Here is a 19,302-nt window from a genome sequence, read left to right on the forward strand (position 1 = left end):
AAAATCACCGAAAGAGGGAGGACGAGATGAACATTCGGAACAACAAGAAAGCTGTGCTCGCGACGGCCAGCCTGCTCGCCATCATGGCAGAACCAGCTCCGCTTTACGCCCAGCAGGACGCCAGCGAGGAAGCGCAAGAAAGCACAGGTGATGTCATCATCGTGACCGCCAATCGCCGCGCAGAATCGATTCAGGATGCACCTTTGTCGATCACCGCATTCGGTGGCGATGAACTCGCCAACCGGTCGATCACCTCGATAGAACAAGTCGGTGCCATCGCGCCCGGTGTCCAGATTTCCACCTATCAGGGCGACACATCAATCTTCATCCGCGGCATCGGCACACCAACGATCATCGCCGGCACCGACAGCTCGACCGCGACCTATATCAACGGCGTCTATATCAGCCGCCCCGCGGCAATCGGTCCGCAATTTTTTGATATCGAACGTATCGAAGTGCTCCGCGGACCACAGGGCACGCTCTATGGCCGCAATGCGACTGCGGGTGCGGTCAATATCGTGACCAATCGCCCGTCCGATATTCTCGAAGGCAATCTCCAGCTGACGGTCGGCAACTATGATCGATTTCGGGTCACCGGTGCCTTGAGTGGACCAATCAATGACGCGATCCGCGCACGCCTCGCCTTTCAATGGGAAGATCGCGACGGCTATGCGACGGTGACCAGACCCGACAACAGTACCGAGCGGGTGGAAGACAAAGAGGATTATTCTATCCGGCTCACAGTGGAGGCCGATCTCTCTCCCGACGCTACCCTGACCCTCAACGGCGACTATTACCGCGCCGACGACAAGGCTAATGCCTATTTCTACGCCAGCGCAGGCTATGCCGACGAAATTCCGGGCTGGTACGGGACGCGCGAAGGGTCGCAAACCCTGCCTTATTTCGGGATGAAAAATGCGGGCCGTGTTTCCGAAGCCGCTTCCCGCGGCATTTATTCCGATGCCGCCTATTTCAACAAGGTCGAAAATTGGGGCCTCGGAGCCACGCTCGACTGGGATATCGCCGAATATAATCTGAAAGTCATCGGCAGCTATCGCGATACCAACCCGGTTTCACAAAATGAATTCGATCTGTCGGATGCCTATGTCAATTATGTCGGGCGCGAGGAAGATCATTGGCAGTGGAGCGGCGAAGTGCAGCTGAGCTCGCCCACCGACAAACCCTTCTCGTGGATTGCCGGCGCTTATTATTTCGAAGAGCGCAATATCATCGACAATGATATTTTCGGCAATTTCTGGGAACCCATTCTCATTCAGGGTTTCACGGATTTGCAAGCAGCCGGTGTTCTGCCGCCCTTCCCAGTTGTCTTTCCCGACAGCGACCTGTGTTGCGAATTGCATCTGAGCGGCGAACAGGAGACCAAGGCCTGGGCCGCCTATCTCGATACGCAATGGGAAGTCTCGGACCAGATCACCGTCCGGCTGGGCGGTCGCTATAGCGAAGAGCGGCGAGACGGTCGGCAGAATTTTGATCTCGTGATGCTTCCCGATATCCGAATCGCGCCGAACACGATCTTCTTTCCCGATGCGATCAGTGAAGACCGCGATGCGGCGCAGCCCGATCCGTTCGGCTTCATCATCGCTCCCGTCAACGGCCCGACGACCTTCAGGGCATTCACGCCCAAGCTCGGTATAGATTTCAAACCGAGCGACGACGTGATGCTCTACGCCTCTATCCAGCGCGGCTTCAAAAGCGGCGGCTATAATATCGGCAGCAGCCAGCGCGACCCGTTCGAGCCGGAAAAAATCTGGTCCTATGAAATTGGTGCCCGCACCGAATTGCTCGACCGCGCCCTGATGCTCAACGGCTCGGCATTCTGGTATGACTATACCAACCTGCAGGCGCAGGACAGCGTTGGCAATCAGCCGATCATCCGCAATGTCGGCAAGGCAAGAGTACGCGGTTTTGAAGTCGAAACCGTCGCCCGCCCGACCGACTTCTTCCGGCTGGAAGGCGCGCTGACCTATGTTGATGCGCAATTTACCGAGGGCCAGCTGACAGAACCATTGCGTCCCGCTCCGCTGACTGACGCTCCCGGCTCGCTGGTCCGCAATCTCGACGGCCTGCGTCTGCCGCGCGCGCCGCGCTGGAAGTTCAGCCTTGCCGGTCAGGTGGAGCAGCCAGTGGGTGATGCGGGTCATGTAACGGCACGCGCCGAATATCACTGGCAGAGCAAGACCTACTTCACTGTCTTCAACATCGATGCCGCGTCACAGGAAAGCTATGGCCTGCTCCGCGCCAGCCTCGGCTTCACCAGCGCCGATGACAAGTGGAGCGTCCGCCTGTTCGGCGACAATCTGACCGGCGAGACCTATTTCACCAACCAGATACTGACCGGCACCGTCTACGGCGCGGAATTTGTCGGGCCGCTCGGCACACCGGCGACCTATGGCGTCGACCTGCGGTTCAATTTCTGATGCCAATTGTTCAAAAATATAAGGAAGAATATCCATGATCGCCCCGATTGACGTGACCAAGAATATCTTCACCGCCTTTGGTGCCGCGGACGTCGACACGATCGTCCAATGGCTGCACCGCGATGTCCGGATCGAGTTTTATGGTCCTGAGGTCATTCCCTATGCCGGAACCTACCAGGGCCTCGAGCAGGCGCGCAGCTTCTTCGAAACGGTATTGTCCTCGGTCGATATCCACCAGTTTGATCCGGAGGAGTACATCTGCGAGGGCGACAAGGTCGTCGTCACCGGTCACCTCCGCCTCACCGCCCGCTCTACCGGACGACAGATCGAGTCAGACTTCGTCCATGTCATCACCGTGGCGGACGAAAAATGGCTCCTGTTTCGCGATTTCATGAACACCGTCGAAGCCGCCAACGCTTTTGCTGCGTAAATCAAACCCTCGGCCATCAATCACCGCAGTTTTTCCAGGGTTGATGCGTTGATCCGGCTTTTACCAGGAGGCCTTGATTTGTGGCCGTCCCGATCTTCATGTTCGAAACCGGGAGACAGGGTGAAATAATTACAGCACCACCAGTTAATCGGCCCCGATTCTGACCGTTCCTAATTTTGATTGATGATTTGGCGGAAACATTCCAATTCGGATTGGCGGTATCCCCACACATGTCCAGTTCGATGCAGCTAAGAAACAAGCTTCTGAACATCAATCAAGCGGGTCGGGTTGGCTGGTCCCTTCCTGACCCGCTTACTATCCCGTTCAAGCCTGGAGCCACCGCAAATTATATAGCGGATCAAGTTACGATCGGTGGAGTGACGTCCTTCTGGTTGAGACTGCAGCCCGATCTCTCATTGCCGGAAAAGCAGCATTCACCGCAATTTTATCAGAGAACTGCTGAGCCCGACGATTACGGCAGATATGCGATCGTGGACATCAAGCTTCTTGAACAGACGCCGGATATAGGTGTCTACCGTCGCTTCGGAAATGGCCAATATGGTTGCCATATCTCCATTCGATTTGCCGCGAGAAATCCAGTATAAGACCTCGCTTTCCCGTTCAGAAAGTGTCGCTGCACCGTCGCCAGTTTCATTGATAATCGAACAAATTCTTCTGTGGCAGGACTGGGCAATGCTTACCAACGGCCTGACAATTTCCGCATCGCTTGAATCGATGGTTTTACCGAAATTCATCGATAGATAGGAGTTTCTGCTCTTCGGACCGAAAAGCGGGACTGCCACGCCATCTATAAAGCCCTTCTCGATCGCAACCTTCAAAAAATGCCTTTGTTTTCCTGTCAATTTTTGATCGGCAACGGCCTCCTGCCACGTCATCACATGGCCAACAGACATGACATGATCGGGAATGGGATCGGATTCCATGAAATCCGGATCCAGGTAAGCGGCCACTATGTCTTGCGGGTATCCGGAATGAAACACCGACGAACGTTTTGATACCTGAGAATAAAATGGTGGGGTGATGTGATATGATATGGCTGCCACACCGTTGGCCATCAATAGATCAGACAGATCATTCAGCTCCGAATAGACCGAACTCCCGTCTTTTACCGGATCCCATTGAAATATCACACTCTAGCCACACATTTCTAGCCGGAATGTCCATTCAAATACGGCCAAAAATCCTGATCACTAGCCCTCGAACATAACATTACGACGAGACGTCTATAGCCGAAGTGAAATTGCAGGATAGGATAGAAGTGCCATAAATGCTCAAAAGCCGGCCATTGATCCGAAAAATATGTCACGCAATAGCGTGACGTGTGTTCAAACGGCATGCCCCATAAAGCAGCCGCGAAACGAATCTCCTAAAAAAGATGAACTGAATATTATGACTTATGAATTCGAATTAATATTCCATCTATTTTTATCAATATGAAAATTTATATTGATCAAATAGTTACCATCCGGAAAAACAGAAGTGAATTATTTAACGAACAATATTTCGCCAGTAAATTCTGGGACATAATATTGTTGTTATATAGCCATGGAACAAATGGCCTTCCGGCGGATGCTAATGGAATTTCCAGAAGCCTCGATCTTAACCATCGTCAGGTCGTGCGATATTTGAAGGTCCTTTTGGCCGACGGTATCATTTGCGGCTTTGAACAGACGGTCGAGGGATGCTTGAACGTTGCCTGTGACAATATCTCACTGACCAAGACCGGTTTCGGGAATGTCGAAACTATAATGCAACAAACACGCAACATTGCTGCCTCGAATCACGAAGCAGCAAAGCATTTCATCGCCCCGCAGAAACAGGAAAACGACAGATATAGCGCGGCTTCCGACTAGATAATCTCGAAACCGCACCGCTACTGCCGCAGACGACGCGAATTTACTCGGTCAAATCTTCCCAGGCATCTTTCAATTTTCCGAAAAAACCGGTCGAATTGGGTGTTTCGTCACCGGTTTCGGTTGCCTGAAAATCACGCAGAATTTGCCGCTGCTGTTTTGACAGCTTAGTTGGCGTTTCGACCTCGATCTGGATCACCATATCGCCATTGCCGCGTCCGCGCAGAACCGGCATGCCGGCACCGCGCTGATGGATTTGCTTACCGCTCTGGATTCCCGCCGGAATACGGATGGCATGTCTTTCACCATCGAGACCGGGAATGGTGATTTCACCACCCAAAGCAGCCAGAGTGAAGCTGATCGGCGCGCGAGTGAACAAGGTGGTTCCTTCACGTTCAAAAATATCATGCCGGAACAGGTGAATGAAAATATAGAGATCGCCAGCCGGGGCTCCACGTGCGCCCGCTTCGCCCTTTCCGGACAGACGTATACGCGTGCCGGAATCAACACCCGCAGGGATATCAACTTCCAGAGTCTGCGGTTTGTCTACCCTGCCTTCGCCTTGACAGGCGTGGCACGGGGTTTCGATGACTTCGCCACGCCCCTGACAACTGGTGCAGGTCCGCTCGACCACGAAAAAGCCCTGCTGTGCACGGACTTTTCCGTGTCCCTGACAGGTATCGCAACGTCGAACGCCAGTACCCGGCTCTGCTCCGGAACCGTCGCATTCATCGCAGCCCACCGATACATCGATTTCTATTTCAGTATGCTTGCCATGAAACGCATCTTCGAGCGTGATTTCCATGTCATAGCGCAGGTCTGCGCCTCGAACCGGGCCGCGCTGCTGCTGCTGACCACCAAAGCCACCACCATTGCCGCCGCCAAAAATAGTTTCGAAGATATCGCCAATGTCATTGAAAGCTGCGCCGCCAAAACCGCCACCGCCGCCAGCGTTGTTGCCGCCGCCATTGGTGAATGCAGCGTGGCCATAGCGATCATAGGCCGCTCGTTTCTGAGGGTCCTTCAATACATCATAGGCTTCGCTGATCGTCTTGAACTTGGCTTCCGCTGCGTCATCGCCGGGATTCTTGTCCGGGTGCCACTGCATTGCAAGCTTGCGATACGAAGATTTCAGGGTCGCGCCATCACAATCGCGCGACACATTCAGTTGCTCATAATAATCGATTTCGGATGCCATACTCATGCTTCCCCCAAAGCGAGAGGATCGTCGCCCCGGCAATAGCGGGAGACGCTGGCGTTAAATCCAGCGAATCCCGCTTGCTCGGGAACGACGTCCCAATATTTACTCAGCCGCCTTGGCGTCATCTTTCTTGTCACTGTCGTCAGAGTCATCCACTTCGGAGAACTCGGCATCGACAACATCATCGTCTGCAGCCTTGGCTGCCGCATCGGCGGCAGCGGCATCACCGGCGTCGCCGCCAGCAGCCTGCTCGGCTTCATAGATCTTCTGACCCATTTGCATGGAAACCTGTGCCAGCGCTTCAGACTTGGTCTTCATCGCTTCGGGATCGCCGCCTTCGATGGCTTCCTTGGTATCCTTGACTGCTGCTTCGATCTGGCCCTTCAAGTCGGCGTCAATCTTGTCGCCATGCTCTTCAAGCTGTTTCTCTGTGGTGTGGACAAGGCTTTCCGCGTTGTTCTTGGCTTCCGCCTCGGCACGCCGTTGCTTGTCTTCTTCCGCAAATTTCTCGGCGTCCTGAACCATCTGGTCGATATCGCTATCGCTCAGACCGCCAGAAGCCTGGATCTTGATCTGCTGTTCCTTGCCGGTGCCCTTGTCTTTCGCCGACACGTTGACGATGCCGTTGGCGTCGATGTCAAAAGTCACATCGATCTGCGGCACGCCGCGTGGTGCGGGAGGGATACCAACCAGATCGAACTGGCCGAGCATCTTGTTGTCCGCCGCCATTTCGCGTTCGCCCTGGAAGACACGGATCGTCACAGCGCCCTGATTGTCATCAGCGGTCGAGTAGACTTGCGACTTCTTCGTCGGGATCGTTGTGTTGCGATCGATCATGCGGGTAAACACGCCGCCGAGAGTTTCGATGCCCAGCGACAATGGTGTCACGTCGAGCAGCAATACGTCCTTGACGTCGCCTTGCAAAACGCCGGCCTGAATAGCCGCGCCCATGGCAACAACTTCGTCAGGGTTCACGCCAACATGTGGTTCCCGGCCGAAGAATTTCTCTACGGTTTCGCGAACCAGGGGCATACGGGTCATACCGCCAACCATCACGACATCGTCAATGTCCTTGGCTTCGACGCCAGCGTCCTTGAGAGCTTTTTTGCAAGGTTCAAGCGTCCGTTTGACGAGATCGCCCACCAGCTTTTCCAGATCGGAGCGGCTGATCGCCTTGACCAGATGCTTCGGTCCGTTTTGATCTGCGGTAATGAACGGCAGGTTGATCTCGGTCGTCTGCGCGCTGGACAGTTCGATCTTTGCTTTTTCAGCAGCTTCCTTGAGACGCTGCAGAGCAAGCTTGTCCTTGGTAAGGTCGATGCTTTCGGCTTTCTTGAAGTCAGCGGCGAGAAACTCGACCAGCTTGGCATCAAAATCTTCACCGCCGAGGAACGTGTCACCGTTGGTCGATTTCACTTCGAAAACGCCATCGCCGATTTCCAGGATCGAAATATCGAACGTACCGCCGCCAAGGTCATAAACAGCAATGGTTTTGCCGTCATTCTTGTCGAGACCATAAGCCAGCGCCGCAGCGGTTGGCTCGTTGATGATACGCAATACTTCGAGACCGGCAATCTTGCCCGCATCCTTGGTTGCCTGACGCTGGGCGTCGTTAAAATAGGCAGGCGTGGTAATCACGGCCTGGGTCACGGTTTCGCCAAGATAGGCTTCTGCCGTTTCTTTCATCTTCTGCAAAGTATAAGCAGAAATCTGTGACGGGCTGTAATCTTCGCCACCGGCTTTCACCCAGGCGTCACCGTTGCTGCCCTTGACGATTTCATAAGGAACAAGTTCCATGTCCTTCTTCGTCATCGGATCATCGAACCGGCGACCGATCAGACGCTTCACGGCGAAAATCGTGCTTTCCGGATTGGTCACTGCCTGGCGCTTGGCCGGCTGACCAATCAGGCGCTCGCCATCCTTGGTGAATGCGACGACGGACGGTGTGGTCCGTGCGCCTTCTGAATTTTCAATAACCTTTGGCTTTCCGCCATCCATAACGGCAACACAGCTGTTGGTGGTGCCCAGATCGATTCCAATAACTTTACCCATAAATCCCTCAATCAATTTTCTAACATTAGCAAAATTGCCGCCCGGCCCTAGTCAAGTGGCACCGTTACGGCTTCGTCAAGCGATATAGGTGGCATTTTTCTTGGCACAAGACGTGAGTCCTCCTACATTTGAAAAATCAACGCAAAACAACCATATCGGGACAGATTTGCAACGATTTAACGAGGTATATAATGAACAAGATCTCTATCATGCTTGCCGCATCGACATCACTTTTACTGGCCTCCTGCGGTCAGGGAGACATACTCTACGCCGACAAAGCGGTAGTAAACCTGTCTCCGGTGGAAGGAAATCCGTCGGCCGGTTATATGGATCTGCACGGTGGCCGCGTGGATGTCGAACTGGTGAGCGTCATATCCGATGATGTCTTGCGCATGGAAATGCACGAAACAACCGAGAAAGACGGCATGATGAGCATGGCCCAACTCAAGTCTATTCCGGTTCCAGCGGGCAAAACCGTAAAGCTGGAGCCCGGCGGGAAGCATTTGATGATCTGGGGCGTGGGTGAAGGTTCCAAGAAACGCGGACTGCTGACCATGACATTAATCTATTCGAACGACGATCGCATCGAGATTAACGCCGTGGTAAAAAATGCCGGCGACCCAGCGCCGGTTGCTGAATAATCGGGCACTCCGGTGACCGGCCGCGCGCTAACTCCATCTGAAACCTCGCTTTGCCTGTCCGTTTTCGGGCAAGCAATCGATTATGACAAGGTGACGGTCTTCAACCGCAAATGGTGGCTGTTCCAGAATCCACGCGTCACCATGGCGCCCGATGGCAATCTCTGGTTTCATCCCAAAAGCAATCTGTTCTGCGACGATTTTTGTGGATCGTCGCAGAATGTCCAGGCGCTTTTCATCCACGAAATGGTCCATGTGTGGCAGCATCAGCAAGGCATCTTCCTACCCCTCGCACGCCATCCGTTCTGCCGCTACGATTATGAACTGCTTCCGGGGAAGGCTTTTACGGAATATGGCATTGAACAGCAGGCCGAGATTGTGAGCCATTATTTTCTGCTGAGGCGGGGGGCGCAATTGAAGAACGGTTACCGTATCGCAGATTATGATAATTTCCTCCCTTTTTAAACCATGATACCGGCAGAAATGAAGATGGTCGGGAAGCGCTCCACCCGACCACCATTGCTTTGCTCGCTATGCCCGTTTCCTAGAAACGATAGGCCAGTCCTGCGCTGACAACCCACGGGTCAATCCTGTGACGGGTCCTCAATACTTCGGTATCGCCGGCAAACCAGCGGGCCGTAGTGTTGACGAAATAGCGCTTGGCATCAACGCTCAGGCCCAGCCCCTTGTCATTGATCGGCAAATCAAAGCCCGCCTGCAGAGCGAAACCGACCTTGTCGTTCATTTTTTGCCGCGTGGCACCAAGTGTCTGAGCCGTTGCGCCGGCTTTTTCATCGATGAAAATGAAATAGGTCGGCCCGGCTCCGACATAAGGCTTGAATCCGTTGCCATCTCCGAAATGATATTTCGCGGTTAGGGTCGCGGGAATGATATTGGCGTTCGACACCAGTCCGGCACCGTCCAGAGTTCCAGTGCCGGTGACATCATGCTGGGTTACGCAGCAGATGGTTTCCAAGGAAATATTCGGCGTGAAAAAATATTCGGCAGCGATGGTCGGAACAAAATTATCATCGGCTTTGGTTTGGGTTCCGGCAGGCAATCCGATATTGTCCAGTTCAATTGATGTAATTTTACCATCGGGCGCAACCAGCGTAGCCAACGCCTTGATCTGAATCTTGCCATCGCCGGAGCCGGCGATTGCCGTTCCGCTCATGGCCAATGCCGCCGTTGCTGCGGCCCATTTCAGTGTATTTTTCATGTCATTCGTTCCCTGTCCGGTTTGTGACCGAGGCCATTAGCGGGAGGAAAAAGTGACTGACATACGCAATTCCCCTGAAGGGAGCCGGAAAGAGCGATATCATTGAATCGGGATGAAAAACCGCTGGTGTCTTATGTAGCTATTTACGGCAGCAGGCCCAGCTTCTCCCGCATCATCCAGCGGGCCAGCATCAGCACCGAGACCACACCCAGTCCTCCGGCCAGTCCGGTCCAGATACCGACACCTTCCCAGCCCTGCCAGAAAGCCAGACTGGCACCGAGACCGAGGCCGATGAACCAATAGCCCATCAATGCGAACAGCATCGGCATGGTCGTGTCGTGCAGGCCGCGCAACATGCCTGCGCCGACAACCTGAGCGCCGTCGACGATCTGGAAAATGGCAGCAATCGCCAGGAAACTGACGGCCAGTGCGGCAACCTCGGCATTGCCTGGTGCGCTGGCATCGATGAACATCGAAATCAGGAAGTCGGGAGCGAGGACAAACACCAGCGCCATGGCCGCCATGAAGGAGGTGCCGAGAATGAAACTGACCCAGCCAGCGCGCATGATGCCCGCCTTATTTTTGCGGCCATATTGAAGGCCGACGCGAACGGTCGCCGCCTGTCCCAGTCCCATTGGCACCATGAAGGTCAATGCGGCGAGCTGCAAGGCTATCGCATGGGCCGCAACCGATGCCGTGCTGATCAACCCCATAAGCAGTGCGGCGAAACCGAATACCGAGCCTTCAAGACCCATGGTCACGGCAATCGGCAGACCAAGTTTCCACATCATCCGAAACCGCTGCCAGTCGCTGCGCCAAAAGCGGCCGAACAGATGATAGCGCCGAAAGCGCTTGTGACGCATCACGACGATCGCCATGCCCGCGAACATCAGGACATTGGTCATCACGCTGCCGATACCGGCGCCGATCACGCCAAATTCCGGGACCCCGAACTTGCCGAAAATAAGCGCATAGTTGAACAGGGCATTGGACAACACAGCAATGACGCTGATGATCAGCGCCCAGACCGGCTGTTCCAGCGCGGAAATGAAATTGCGCAAAATGATGAAGAAGAGGAACGGCAGGATCGACCACATATAGGCGCTGATATAGGTTCCCGCTATGGCAGCGAGATCCAGTTGCTGGCCGAAGAGCAACAGCAGGGTTTCCGTGTTCCAGAGGATGATCCAGAACGGCAAGATCACTGCCACCGCAGTCCACATGGCCTGCCTGAACGTGCGGCGCACGTCGCGGACACTATGCTGCATCCGGCCAATTTCAGTTGCCATCATCGGCGCCGAGGCGGTGATCAGCCCCATGCAGAAGATCGCAGCGGTCATAGCCAGATTGAAGCCGAGCGTTGCTGCGGCCAGTTCGCGCGCACCCAGCCAGCCGAGCATCAGAACATCGGTAGCGCCGATCAGCGCCATCGTCAGGTTCGACAGGATCAAGGGCCACGCAAGAGCGATCGTGGCGCGCAACTCGTGCCGCCAGGGATGTTGCTCTTGCAGGCTAGGGGACGCGCGGTTCATCGCCGCGCGTTAGCCCAAGCCGTCTTGCTAAGCCAGTGAAACTCAGTGCTGGCTCAGCGGTCAGTCCACTTATCTGGGGTCTTTGGGATAGCCACGCGTTCCATAGCAATCATCGTCGAGCCGTCCGTTGCGGTCATAGCCGTCACAGCCGTCATTTTTGTCGATGAAATAACCACCGGCTGCGCCTGCTGCAGCACCGATGGCGGCGCCTTGCAATACGTCACCACCCGTAATCGCGCCGATAGCGGCACCGGCTGCAGCGCCCGCGCCAGCACCTTCGGCCGCATAATTTCCGGCACAAGCCGAAAGACTGATTGCAGCGGTTCCGGCCAATGCCAGTTTGCTTGCTAGTTTGATCATCATCCTACTCCTCAAAATTGTCCAATGACACAAGAACACTCCCGCACGACGAAGGTTCCTGAATGGATAGCGATTGCGGGCCGGAGCGCGTCATGCGCGCGACCAGCTGTTCCGAAGACCACAAAGGAATTACGATTTGCCCGATCTGCTTTCATTTGATACCATCCCTCTGTTGTGCAAGCGGCCCAACCCGCGCTTGCCCAAGTGGTGACCTTATGAAATTGTCAGATTATGATATGTCCGCTTCCCGCGGATTTCTTTCGCATTTCCAGATTGTCGATATTGACCTTCCCGATTTTTTTGCTCCAATCGTCGGGACAGCAGAGAATCTCTCCGGGCTGATGACCACCGGCCGGGTGCGGCACTGGCTTGAGCAATTGCCGGTGCTTGACCTTGCTGACTGGGCGGCCAACGCACCGGAGGAACAGGTCCGCGTGGCGATGGTCCGCTATTCCTTTCTCGTTCAGGCCTATGTCTGGGGCGAAAGCGAAGCGCCGACCACCCTGCCCGCCAATCTCGCCCGGCCAATGGTCGCGCTCGCCGAGCGTCTCGATCAGGCGCCGTTGCTGCCCTATAGCGGCTATGTGCTCGACAACTGGGCGCAGCTTGACCGTGACGGCCCGATCACCCTCGACAATGTCTATATGGTGCAGAATTTTTACGGCGGAGCGGACGAGAACTGGTTTGTCCTGATCCATGTCGCGATCGAGGCTGCGGCAGCCCCGCTTCTCGATCTGGCCTGCCATCTTGTCGAAGCCGCCCGGGCGGAAGATACCGGCAGCGCGACCGCATTATTGCAAGAAATGGATGAGCATTGGGACGCGGTAAACGCGATATTCGACCGGATGCCGGACCGTTGCGATCCCTATATATATTATCAGCGGGTGCGCCCCTATATCCACGGCTGGGCGAATAATCCGGCCCTCCCCGACGGACTGATCTACGAAGGCGTCGAGAAATATCAGGGCAAGGGCCAGATATTCTGTGGCCAGACCGGTTCGCAAAGTTCGATCGTTCCGAGCATGGATGCCCTGTTCCAGGTCCAGCATGGCAATGACCCGTTGCGCAGCTTTCTCGACGAGCTGCACGCTTATCGTCCGGTCAAGCATCGCCGCTTCATCGAGGATTTGCGCGAGCAGAGCACATTGCGCGAATATGCGATTGCCAGTGGGGATGCAGCGCTCAGACAGGCTTTCAACGCCAGCGTCGAGCAGGTCGCCCGGTTCCGGACGCGGCATCTAGAATATGCTGCCAGCTATATCAACAAGCAGGCGATCAGCGGCAAAGGCAATGATACCGAGGTCGGCACCGGCGGCACCCCGTTCATGAAATATCTGAAAAAGCACCGCGATGAAAACCGCGCGCAGTTGATCTGAAGGGAACGTAGCAATACAAGCCCGAATGACGGTTTTAGCAGTTGCACCTCCGACTTGACCTCTGCCATTAGGCAGCGGTCAAGTTTGGGGGGACATTCATGCTATCGGCAATCGGACTAATCGGCGGACTGGGACTGCTCATCTGGATGACGGTGCGCGGGGTCAATATTCTGATCGCCGGTCCGGTCGCCGCCGCGATTGTCGCGTTCAGCAGCGGCATTGCCTGGCTGCCGCCGCTCGCCGCAGCAGGTGCGCCTGATTTCGCCACCGCTTATATGGACGGTTTTGTCGGCTTCTTCCAAAGCTGGTTTTTCATGTTCCTGCTTGGCGCGATATTCGGCGAGATCATGGGTGCCAGCGGCGCAGCGGCCAGCGTCGCCCACTGGGTCATCGAAAAGATCGGGATCAAACATGCGGTACTCGCGGTCGTCGCCGCCTGCGCGATCCTGACCTATGGCGGGGTCAGCGTGTTCATCGTCTCGTTCAGCGTCTATTCGCTCGCCGTCCATCTGTTTCGCGAGGCGGACCTGCCGAGACGGTTCATTCCTGCAGCGCTTGCCTTCGGGTCGGTGACTTTCACCATGACCAGCGCCGGCAGCCCGGAAATCCAGAATCTGATCCCGATGGAATTTCTCGGCACCAACGCTTATGCCGGCTGGCAGGTCAGCCTGGTCATCGCGCTGTTCATGGCGGTGACCGGCCAATATTGGATCAACCATATGGTCAGGCGCGCGGTCGCCAAGGGCGAGCATTTTGTCGGCCGCGAAACCGATGACCATGATATAGATTATGGCAATTTACCTGCGCCGCTGCTCTGCATCCTGCCCCTGGTCGCGGTGCTGCTGGTCTTTCTGATCTTTCAATATCCGCAGGAGATGGGCCCGCTCTCGGCGATCCTGCCGCAGGAATCGCTTGATAAATGGGCGTTGGTGGCAGCGCTAGGAACCGGCGCGGTTGTGGCCCTGATCGTCGGTTACCAGAAGCTGAAATCGATGCCGGAGGCTTTTTCGCGCGGCGCCACGAGTGCGGTTGTCGCGATTACCAACACCTGCGCGGTTGTCGGTTTCGGGTCCGTAGCCAAGCTGTCACCGGCTTTTCAGGAGGCATTGGTCATGGTACAGAATATCCCGGGCAGCCCGCTGATTGGCGCGGCCGTAGCGGTCACCGTGATCGCCGGTCTCACCGGCTCGGCGTCCGGCGGCCAGTCGATCGCCCTGCCCCTGATCGCACCCCATTATATCGATAGCGGCGCGCAGCCCGACGAGTTGCACCGCGTTGTCGCCATCTCCTCCGGCGCGCTCGATAGCCTGCCGCACAATGGTTATGTCGTGACCACGATCCGCGCCGTATGCGGCGAAACCCACAAAGACGCTTATGGCGCAGTGGGTGCGTTGACGGTTGTTATACCGGTGATCGGGACGATCATGGCGGTGGTGCTGTTCGAAATATTTGGCTGATCCCATGCGGGTCTCCGGGGGAATTTCCTTCGCGACGATTGGAAGATTTGGAAGCATCTTTTGCGATCTGGACGGACAAGGCCATTACCTAAGAAATTTCCTTAAGTAATGGCCATATTTATCTGTAGTTAGTGATTTTTAGAAGTTTAAATCGCCTGCAAAATCGATGGATAATTGCTATTTCAACCGCTCGATCTTGCTCGCGGCCTCGTCGATGATCGCGGTGACTTCGAGGATCTTGTCCGATCCCTTTTCCTCGTCGCCGAGCCGGATGGCAATCGCGCTCTTCAGATTGTGCATGGCGCGGCGGACGGATGCACCATCGCTGGCCTCTCCCATTTTCGATACGCCTTCCAGCCGTGCGAGAATCTCGGCGATATCCGCCTCGTCCTCGGCCAGCCGGGCGGAACCCGCTTCGGTGATCGAATAGATTTTCTTGCCGTCACCATCGACCGCCTCACTGATCAGGTCCATTTCCGCCATCAGGGTCAGCGTCGGATAGACGATCCCCGGACTGGGCGCATAATGGCCGCCGGTCAGCTCCTCGATCTGACGGATCAGATCATAGCCGTGCCGCGGTTCTTCGGCGATCAGGTGCAACGTCAGGAGCTTCAGTTCGCCGCGCCGGAACATCCGTGCGCGCCTTTTGCCCTTGCCGCCTTCAAAAGCCGCCTGTGCGAACGCCCGTGCGAATTTCTCGCCAGGCGGCCCGCCTCTTCCGCGGCCTCGGCCTCGGCCACGACCAAGTCCACGTCCGGACCCGTCAGAGCCTCCGGGTCCAAATTTCATTCCATGTCTCATTTTCTACTCTTTCTTTATATCTAAGATGTTCTTAAGATATATCTTATAATAGTCTTTACAATAGGGGAATTGCTGAAGACCCGGAAGTGATTGAAAATTCGTCCAAATAATTTGCAGAACATTGGTCCGGCAACGATCGGGACGCGCGTTAAAGACATTGGACTCACGACCACAAGCTGTTAATCAAACAGTTAAAGTCTGGATGGAGAGAATAATGACAACCCCGATACACGGCACGTGCGACCCCCGCTTTGCAGCGGTCAAAGCGGCATTCGAGAATAATTTCAGCGAGCATGGCGATCTCGGCGCTTCGGTTGCGATCACGCTCGATGGCGAATTTGTCGTCGACCTGTGGGGCGGCCATCTCGACGAGGAACGCACCCAGCCGTGGCAGGAGGACAGTCTGGTCAACGTCTGGTCGAGTACCAAGACGATGGCGGCTATGTCCTTGCTGCTGCTCGCCGATCGCGGAGAGGTCGATCTTGATGCGCCAGCCAGCAAATATTGGCCGGAATTTGGCCAAAGTGGCAAGAAGGCGGTCGAAGTCAGGCATTTTCTCAGCCACACGGCCGGTCTGTCCGGCATGGACAAGCAGGTCGAGGGCGACGCGCTCTATGACTGGGAATGGATGACCACTGCTCTCGCAAAACAGGAACCGTGGTGGGAACCGGGAACCCAGTCGGGCTACCATGCCATCACCCAGGGGCATTTAATCGGCGAAATCGTCCGCCGGGTGACCGGCGAGACGATCGGCAATTTCTTCCGTAAGGAAATTGCCGAACCGACCGGCGCCGACTTCCATATCGGCGCGGATGAAAGTCTCGATGCGCGGATTGGCAATCTCGTTCCACCGGCAAGCGGTCCTTCGCCCGCTCCCGACTCGATCGCCAGCCGCACCTTTGCCAATCCTGGCGTCGATGCCACCGAACCCAGAAAACGGGCGTGGCGCGGGGCCGAAATCCCCGCAGCCAACGGTCAGGGCAACGCCCGCAGCATCGTCCGCGCCCAGACCGCAATGGCCAACGGCGGCCAGGCGTTCGGCAAGACGATCATGTCGGAAGCCGGCACCAAGCGGATATTCGAGAAACAGAGCGAAGGCGTTGATCTGGTATTGGGCATACCGGTGACCTTTGGCATGGGCTATGGCCTGAACAGCACGTCCACCCCGATCAGCCCCAATGCCAACACCGCTTTCTGGGGCGGTTATGGCGGATCATCGGTGATCATCGATCAGGACGCACGGCTGTGCTTTTCCTATGTCATGAACAAGATGGAAACCGGGCTGTTGGGTGATCCGAGGGGATTTGGACTGGCCGCGGCCATGTATATGTCAATGGCGGGATAGGTTTAGGGCGGTAATCCCCGCAAATGTCACCCCAGCGAAGGCTGGGGCCTAAGCCAAGGGCAGCGAGACTCACACAGGCGGGTTGGATGCCAGCCTGCGCTGGCATGACGGGTGTTTTATTCCGTGCGTCGCACCTACGCCGCCTCGTGCACAGACCGTGGCGTTTAGAATATGTTCAATGATTTGCGCTAGCGATGCGCAATGAATGATATGGCTTCCTCTTTTGTAACTACGCAAGAAGTAACCGGTAATCCGACATCACTCACAATCGATGATGCCCATATTTTTCGCAGCAAACTAATTGATAAATTAGCGGAAATTGAAACTTGGATGACGCGGAAGTTTGCGAAGCTCGATCCAGATATCATCGGGAAGAAACCGCTCGGACATAAGCTTGCTATAGTCCGTAAACTGGCTGAACAGGCCGAACCAAAACTAAAGCACCCTGGTAAAATTCTGAAACTGTTAAATCACTTGCAGCCCTATGCCGATTTGCGGGCAGAATTAGCGCATTCGACCCTCACGATACTTACCACCGGGCAGCAGCGAAATGTTGTACGTTATCAGAATGCCAACGATGCTGCTCATTCGATCGTCCATAAGTCCGGTCGTCTTACATCAGGCCAGATGAAGCACTATCTCAAAAGGACTGACCAGATTTGCGATCAACTGAAAGCGCTTGATAGCAGCAATTCCATATCCTCCCGGCCAGAATCCGTCACCCCAGCGAAGGCTGGGGCCTAAACCAAGGGTAGCGAGAATCGCATAGGCGGGTTGGGTGCCAGCCTTCGCTGGCATGACGGCGCCTGATATGAAACTGTTGGCGATTTGGCCCTCACCCGCGAAGGACAGGCAAACAGGCTAGCGAGACGCGCGAAGCCGGAAGACTATTCCGGCTTCTTCGCCACTCCGACAAATGCCGGACGCAACAGCCGGTCCTTGATCATATAGCCAGCCTGCATTTCCTGAACGATCGTGCCGGGTTCTTTATCAGCAGTGGGAATTTCGATCATCGCCTGATGCTGGTTGGGATCGAGCGGCAGGCCGACGGAAGCGACGCGCTTGATGCCGTTTTTCTCGAACACCGATTGCAGCTCGCGGCCGGTGGCTTCGATGCCGTTGATCAGGCCCTTCCACTTTTCCTCGTCCTTGACCTCGGCGGGGATGGATTCGAGGGCGCGTTGCATATTGTCCATCACCGAGAGCATGTCGCGGGCAAAGCCGGTTGCGGCATAAGCGCGGGCGTCCTGCGCGTCCTTTTCAAGGCGGCGGCGGACATTCTGGGTTTCGGCCTGGGCGTAAAGCACCGCCTGCTGGGCTTCGGCCAGCTCGGTTTCCAGAGCTTCAACACGATTGTCGGAATTTTCCGGCCGGGAGGACTGGCCTTCTCCGCCGTCTTTCATCGACTCCGGTACGCCGTCCAGCTCGGCTGCTGCCGCTGCGTCGTTATTTTCTTGTCCGGGATTCTGCTTGGTATCGCTCATGTTCTAATCACTCTAATTTCTATCATTTCGTCAACAAACGCGACAGGGTTTGCGCGGTAAAGTCTACCATGGGTACCACGCGGGCATAATTCAACCTTGTCGGACCAATTACGCCGACCACACCAACCACCTGTCCGTCGCCGTCTTTGTAGGGCGCCGCTATCACAGATGAGCCGGAAAGGGAGAATAATTTATTTTCCGCGCCGATAAATATTTTTGCTGCCTCGGCGTCGCGGGCATTGTCGAGCAAGCGGGCAATTTCCTGCTTGCCTTCAAGCTCGTCGAGCAAGCGGCGGACACGATCGAGATCCTCGAGCGCGCTATTGTCCTGCAGCAGATTCGCCTGTCCACGGACGATCAGGACCGGCCGGTCCGACGGATCGCGGCTCCACGTAACCATGCCGGCCTTGACCAGCTCTTCCGATGCCTTGTCGATCGCCAGTTCGCCGGCGCTTATTTCCCGGCCTACGGTTGACAAGGCCTGGACGAGGGTCATGCCGCCATAGCGGGCTGTCAGATAATTGCCGGCCTCGACCAACGCCGATTCCGAGGTTCCGGGCGGCAGGTCGAGCACGCGGTTCTCGACGCCGCCGTCCTGGGAGACGAGGATCGCCAGCCCCTGCCCTTCGGACAATTTGACGAAACTGAATTGCTTGAGCAACGGCTCGCGCTTGGGCACCAGCACGAGGCCGGCGCAGGAGGACAGACCGGACAGGATCGAGGTCGTAGCGCGCAGGGCATCCTCGACCGGGCCCTGTTCGGTAATCTGGCTCTCGATCGCGTCCCGCTCCTGCTGCGTCGGGACCGCCGCCTGCATCATACCGTCGACAAACAATCGCAGCCCGAGTTCGGTCGGCATCCGTCCGGCGCTGGTATGCGGCGCGGCGAGCAGGCCCAGTTCCTCGAGATCCTGCATGACATTGCGGATCGAGGCGGGCGAGAGTTCGAGGCCCGGTGCCTTGGAGATGGTCCGCGAACCGACCGGCGCGCCATTGTCGAGATAGGATTCCACCACCACCCGGAAGATGTCCCGTGCGCGGGTGGTCATTTCGGTGATGGGCGTGTTGGTCATGGGTGTTAGATAGGTTAATTGCC

General features: G+C 56.0%; 18 protein-coding genes. 9 read left to right on the plus strand and 9 right to left on the minus strand.

Annotated elements, in window-relative coordinates; translation table 11 throughout:
* The first annotated feature begins 26 nt into the window (after positions 1-26).
* Positions 27-2,438 carry a TonB-dependent receptor gene (locus tag AAC060_RS13890; protein WP_339827205.1) on the plus strand — a complete coding sequence of 804 codons (2,412 nt, stop codon included), beginning with the start codon at positions 27-29 and terminating at the stop codon, positions 2,436-2,438.
* A gap of 34 nt (positions 2,439-2,472) precedes the next feature.
* Positions 2,473-2,868, plus strand: coding sequence for a nuclear transport factor 2 family protein (locus AAC060_RS13895; protein ID WP_339827208.1), 396 nt, complete (start codon positions 2,473-2,475; stop codon positions 2,866-2,868).
* 434 nt (positions 2,869-3,302) lie between these two features.
* Here the strand turns inward: AAC060_RS13895 and AAC060_RS13900 are convergent, their stop codons facing one another.
* Positions 3,303-3,944 carry a LuxR C-terminal-related transcriptional regulator gene (locus tag AAC060_RS13900; RefSeq protein ID WP_339827210.1) on the minus strand — a complete coding sequence of 214 codons (642 nt, stop codon included), beginning with the start codon at positions 3,942-3,944 and terminating at the stop codon, positions 3,303-3,305.
* A 378-nt stretch (positions 3,945-4,322) separates the two neighbouring features.
* Here AAC060_RS13900 and AAC060_RS13905 point away from each other — a divergent pair, with 378 nt between their 5' ends.
* A complete protein-coding gene (locus AAC060_RS13905; RefSeq protein WP_339827213.1) occupies positions 4,323-4,742 on the plus strand; it encodes a hypothetical protein in 420 nt (139 codons plus the stop codon).
* A gap of 43 nt (positions 4,743-4,785) precedes the next feature.
* On the opposite strand, the gene dnaJ is transcribed toward AAC060_RS13905, so the two are convergent.
* Positions 4,786-5,940 carry a molecular chaperone DnaJ gene (gene dnaJ / locus AAC060_RS13910; protein WP_339827422.1) on the minus strand — a complete coding sequence of 385 codons (1,155 nt, stop codon included), beginning with the start codon at positions 5,938-5,940 and terminating at the stop codon, positions 4,786-4,788.
* Positions 5,941-6,045: 105 nt separating this feature from the next.
* Positions 6,046-7,995, minus strand: coding sequence for a molecular chaperone DnaK (gene dnaK / locus AAC060_RS13915; RefSeq protein WP_339827215.1), 1,950 nt, complete (start codon positions 7,993-7,995; stop codon positions 6,046-6,048).
* Positions 7,996-8,186: 191 nt separating this feature from the next.
* On the opposite strand from dnaK, the gene AAC060_RS13920 reads away from it, so the two are divergent.
* A complete protein-coding gene (locus tag AAC060_RS13920) occupies positions 8,187-8,636 on the plus strand; it encodes a copper chaperone PCu(A)C (protein ID WP_339827218.1) in 450 nt (149 codons plus the stop codon).
* A gap of 12 nt (positions 8,637-8,648) precedes the next feature.
* On the plus strand, positions 8,649-9,098 hold the full coding sequence (locus tag AAC060_RS13925) for a vgr related protein (RefSeq protein ID WP_339827220.1): 450 nt from the start codon (positions 8,649-8,651) through the stop codon (positions 9,096-9,098).
* A 79-nt stretch (positions 9,099-9,177) separates the two neighbouring features.
* Here the strand turns inward: AAC060_RS13925 and AAC060_RS13930 are convergent, their stop codons facing one another.
* From AAC060_RS13930 to AAC060_RS13940, 3 genes are all read right to left on the minus strand, one after another.
* The gene (locus AAC060_RS13930) at positions 9,178-9,852 is read right to left on the minus strand and encodes an OmpW family outer membrane protein (RefSeq protein ID WP_339827221.1); all 675 of its coding nucleotides are present in this window, start codon (positions 9,850-9,852) and stop codon (positions 9,178-9,180) included.
* A 143-nt stretch (positions 9,853-9,995) separates the two neighbouring features.
* Complete coding sequence (locus tag AAC060_RS13935) at positions 9,996-11,384, minus strand: MATE family efflux transporter (RefSeq protein ID WP_339827223.1); 1,389 nt, start codon at positions 11,382-11,384, stop codon at positions 9,996-9,998.
* 69 nt (positions 11,385-11,453) lie between these two features.
* Positions 11,454-11,747 (minus strand): YMGG-like glycine zipper-containing protein, encoded by a 294-nt coding sequence (locus tag AAC060_RS13940; RefSeq protein ID WP_339827225.1) that lies wholly within the window; start codon positions 11,745-11,747, stop codon positions 11,454-11,456.
* A 212-nt stretch (positions 11,748-11,959) separates the two neighbouring features.
* Between AAC060_RS13940 and AAC060_RS13945 the strand changes: the two genes are divergently transcribed.
* Positions 11,960-13,120 carry an indoleamine 2,3-dioxygenase gene (locus AAC060_RS13945; protein ID WP_339827228.1) on the plus strand — a complete coding sequence of 387 codons (1,161 nt, stop codon included), beginning with the start codon at positions 11,960-11,962 and terminating at the stop codon, positions 13,118-13,120.
* A 98-nt stretch (positions 13,121-13,218) separates the two neighbouring features.
* Entirely contained in the window at positions 13,219-14,577 is a 1,359-nt protein-coding gene (locus tag AAC060_RS13950; protein WP_339827230.1) for a GntP family permease, read from the plus strand.
* 177 nt (positions 14,578-14,754) lie between these two features.
* Here AAC060_RS13950 and AAC060_RS13955 read toward each other — a convergent pair whose 3' ends face one another.
* Positions 14,755-15,366, minus strand: a complete 612-nt coding sequence (locus AAC060_RS13955; protein WP_339827232.1) for a PadR family transcriptional regulator — start codon at positions 15,364-15,366, stop codon at positions 14,755-14,757.
* A 226-nt stretch (positions 15,367-15,592) separates the two neighbouring features.
* On the opposite strand from AAC060_RS13955, the gene AAC060_RS13960 reads away from it, so the two are divergent.
* Both AAC060_RS13960 and AAC060_RS13965 read left to right on the plus strand, forming a co-directional pair.
* The gene (locus AAC060_RS13960) at positions 15,593-16,723 is read left to right on the plus strand and encodes a serine hydrolase domain-containing protein (protein WP_339827234.1); all 1,131 of its coding nucleotides are present in this window, start codon (positions 15,593-15,595) and stop codon (positions 16,721-16,723) included.
* Between the two features lie 201 nt (positions 16,724-16,924).
* Complete coding sequence (locus tag AAC060_RS13965) at positions 16,925-17,467, plus strand: hypothetical protein (RefSeq protein ID WP_339827236.1); 543 nt, start codon at positions 16,925-16,927, stop codon at positions 17,465-17,467.
* 143 nt (positions 17,468-17,610) lie between these two features.
* Here AAC060_RS13965 and grpE read toward each other — a convergent pair whose 3' ends face one another.
* The gene (grpE, locus tag AAC060_RS13970; RefSeq protein WP_339827238.1) at positions 17,611-18,207 is read right to left on the minus strand and encodes a nucleotide exchange factor GrpE; all 597 of its coding nucleotides are present in this window, start codon (positions 18,205-18,207) and stop codon (positions 17,611-17,613) included.
* 22 nt (positions 18,208-18,229) lie between these two features.
* Complete coding sequence (gene hrcA / locus AAC060_RS13975) at positions 18,230-19,279, minus strand: heat-inducible transcriptional repressor HrcA (protein ID WP_339827240.1); 1,050 nt, start codon at positions 19,277-19,279, stop codon at positions 18,230-18,232.
* Between the last annotated feature and the right edge of the window lie 23 nt (positions 19,280-19,302).

It is taken from the genome of uncultured Parasphingorhabdus sp. (assembly GCF_963975555.1).
GTDB lineage: Bacteria > Pseudomonadota > Alphaproteobacteria > Sphingomonadales > Sphingomonadaceae > Parasphingorhabdus.

Bases quoted from the DNA above. Each gene is read 5' to 3' on its own strand.
- AAC060_RS13890 (WP_339827205.1), top strand. From the start codon at position 27: ATGAACATTCGGAACAACAAGAAAGCTGTGCTCGCGACGGCCAGCCTG.
- AAC060_RS13895 (WP_339827208.1), top strand. From the start codon at position 2,473: ATGATCGCCCCGATTGACGTGACCAAGAATATCTTCACCGCCTTTGGT.
- dnaK (WP_339827215.1), bottom strand. From the start codon at position 7,995: ATGGGTAAAGTTATTGGAATCGATCTGGGCACCACCAACAGCTGTGTT.
- hrcA (WP_339827240.1), bottom strand. From the start codon at position 19,279: ATGACCAACACGCCCATCACCGAAATGACCACCCGCGCACGGGACATC.
- AAC060_RS13905 (WP_339827213.1), top strand. From the start codon at position 4,323: ATGAAAATTTATATTGATCAAATAGTTACCATCCGGAAAAACAGAAGT.
- AAC060_RS13935 (WP_339827223.1), bottom strand. From the start codon at position 11,384: ATGAACCGCGCGTCCCCTAGCCTGCAAGAGCAACATCCCTGGCGGCAC.
- AAC060_RS13940 (WP_339827225.1), bottom strand. From the start codon at position 11,747: ATGATGATCAAACTAGCAAGCAAACTGGCATTGGCCGGAACCGCTGCA.
- AAC060_RS13960 (WP_339827234.1), top strand. From the start codon at position 15,593: ATGACAACCCCGATACACGGCACGTGCGACCCCCGCTTTGCAGCGGTC.
- dnaJ (WP_339827422.1), bottom strand. From the start codon at position 5,940: ATGGCATCCGAAATCGATTATTATGAGCAACTGAATGTGTCGCGCGAT.
- AAC060_RS13930 (WP_339827221.1), bottom strand. From the start codon at position 9,852: ATGAAAAATACACTGAAATGGGCCGCAGCAACGGCGGCATTGGCCATG.
- AAC060_RS13950 (WP_339827230.1), top strand. From the start codon at position 13,219: ATGCTATCGGCAATCGGACTAATCGGCGGACTGGGACTGCTCATCTGG.
- AAC060_RS13920 (WP_339827218.1), top strand. From the start codon at position 8,187: ATGAACAAGATCTCTATCATGCTTGCCGCATCGACATCACTTTTACTG.
- AAC060_RS13900 (WP_339827210.1), bottom strand. From the start codon at position 3,944: ATGGCCAACGGTGTGGCAGCCATATCATATCACATCACCCCACCATTT.
- AAC060_RS13955 (WP_339827232.1), bottom strand. From the start codon at position 15,366: ATGAAATTTGGACCCGGAGGCTCTGACGGGTCCGGACGTGGACTTGGT.
- grpE (WP_339827238.1), bottom strand. From the start codon at position 18,207: ATGAGCGATACCAAGCAGAATCCCGGACAAGAAAATAACGACGCAGCG.
- AAC060_RS13965 (WP_339827236.1), top strand. From the start codon at position 16,925: ATGAATGATATGGCTTCCTCTTTTGTAACTACGCAAGAAGTAACCGGT.
- AAC060_RS13945 (WP_339827228.1), top strand. From the start codon at position 11,960: ATGAAATTGTCAGATTATGATATGTCCGCTTCCCGCGGATTTCTTTCG.